Source organism: Glutamicibacter sp. AGC46 (genome assembly GCF_053543715.1).
Genome location: NZ_JBLVOJ010000011.1, coordinates 591,580 through 593,295, shown reverse-complemented (window position 1 = coordinate 593,295; position 1,716 = coordinate 591,580). Strand labels below are relative to the sequence as shown.

General features: G+C 58.7%; 2 protein-coding genes. One reads left to right on the top strand and one right to left on the bottom strand.

The window, feature by feature from the left end; all coding sequences use genetic code 11:
- Positions 1-41: 41 nt before the first annotated feature.
- Positions 42-341, bottom strand: a complete 300-nt coding sequence (locus tag ACNPM8_RS07945; protein ID WP_105656757.1) for a DUF4193 family protein — start codon at positions 339-341, stop codon at positions 42-44.
- Between the two features lie 260 nt (positions 342-601).
- Here ACNPM8_RS07945 and sepH point away from each other — a divergent pair, with 260 nt between their 5' ends.
- Positions 602-1,669: a septation protein SepH gene (sepH, locus tag ACNPM8_RS07940; RefSeq protein WP_448939606.1), complete on the top strand. Its 1,068-nt coding sequence runs from the start codon at positions 602-604 to the stop codon at positions 1,667-1,669.
- Positions 1,670-1,716: the final 47 nt, after the last annotated feature.

Here is a 1,716-nt window from a genome sequence, read left to right as displayed (position 1 = left end):
GTCCAGGACGCCATCGCTGTCAGAACTGTTGCGTAAGCTTCCTACCCTTCGCACTCGCTGCAGAATTTCTGCCCGTTGTCTTCACGGGCCAGCTGCGTGCGGTGACGCACCATGAAGCAAGATGCGCAGGTGAACTCGTCTGCCTGCTCCGGCAGGATCTCGATGCTCGCTTCTTCCTGCGATGCTTCGCCGCCGGGCAAAACATATTCCTCAGCCAAGGGTGTTTCGGCCTCATCGACCAGGTTGGCCATGGCTGCGGTCTTGCCTGCCTTGAGCTGAGCGATTTCCTTGGCTCGTTCCGCTTCTGACATTGCCACGGGTGCAGCAGATTCATTTGCCATAATCGTTTTTCGCTCTTTTCTGCAGGTCTTCGTCCTAGCCGGCTGCTTCACAAGGTGAAAACTTATACCGGCATAGAAGTATAGCGTTATTCCGGGTCATCCATTCCCGTTCTTGCCACGCTATGCCATGGGCGGAAGGTTCAAGGAATTACTGCGTGAGGTTGATGACTAATCTTGCGCCACACCCTGCGCGGTGGTAGGAATTCAGGCCTCGAGGTGGCAGAGTTTTACACAGGAAATAGAGCGTGTGGAGGGTAGGAATGCGTCAGCTGAGACTGGTAGGAATTCATGAAAATGGTTCCAGCCTGCAGGTCAGCAGCGACGACGGGATGAGCTTCGAGCTACCTGTTGACGATGCACTGCGCAGTGCAATGGCCGAAATTGCCCGTTCGCGGGCTCCAAGGAACCGTGAGGAGTCCTCGGTCCATTCGCCGCGCGAAATTCAAGCGCGAGTGCGCGCTGGTGCTTCCGCCTACGATCTGTCTCTCGAGTGGGATATCCCAGTCGAGGACATCGTCAAGTACGAAGGTCCGGTACTGGCTGAGCGCGAGCACATCGCCGAGCTAGCACGTCGTGTCGAGGTTTCAGGACCACAAACCGATGCCGAATACCGCGAAGTATTCGGCGAAGAGCCTGCGGATCTTGGTTCCATGGTGGTCCACCGCCTGCACCAGCTGCATATCGACGCCGACTCGGCTCGCTGGAACGCCTGGAAAGATCCAGAAGGCCAATGGATCGTTACCGTGCAGTTCGATTCCCCGCTGCCGACCGAGAATGTCGAGTCCCTGGGCTCGGATTCCACTGAGACTTCCTCGAACAGTGCGCGGTGGGCATTCACCCCGGCACGCAAGTCGTTGAAAAATCTGAACCGCTGGGCACAAACCTTGAGCGAACAGGTGGCCCCTGAGTACTTTCGCCCGGTCTCTGCGCTGAACCAGCCAGAGCCTGAGCCGGCTCCTGCAGCCAGCACCCCGGAACCGGATGAGACCGAAGAACTGGTCACGTTGCTGAACGCTCGTCGTGGGCAGCGCACGAAGGACCAGGATCCGGAGCGCGAGTCACGCTACAACGAGATCATCGAACGCAGCATGAGCAAGTACGACGCCGACGATGAGGACTCGCTGCCGCACCTTCCGCAAGGAATTTCGGCACGCACTTCGCAGCTGGTGGTCGTCACCGATCAGGATGCCGGCGGTGCGAACAGCACTGAGGACAAGCCGTCCGAGCAGAATGCCGAGGAGTCCGCTCCGCGCAAGGCCAAGCGGTCTTCGGTCCCCAGCTGGGATGACATCATGTTCGGCAAGCGCAAGAAGGACACCGATTCCTGACGCGCCGCCGAGCTAGAGCGCATACGGGTGCGGGAGCAGCATTTATT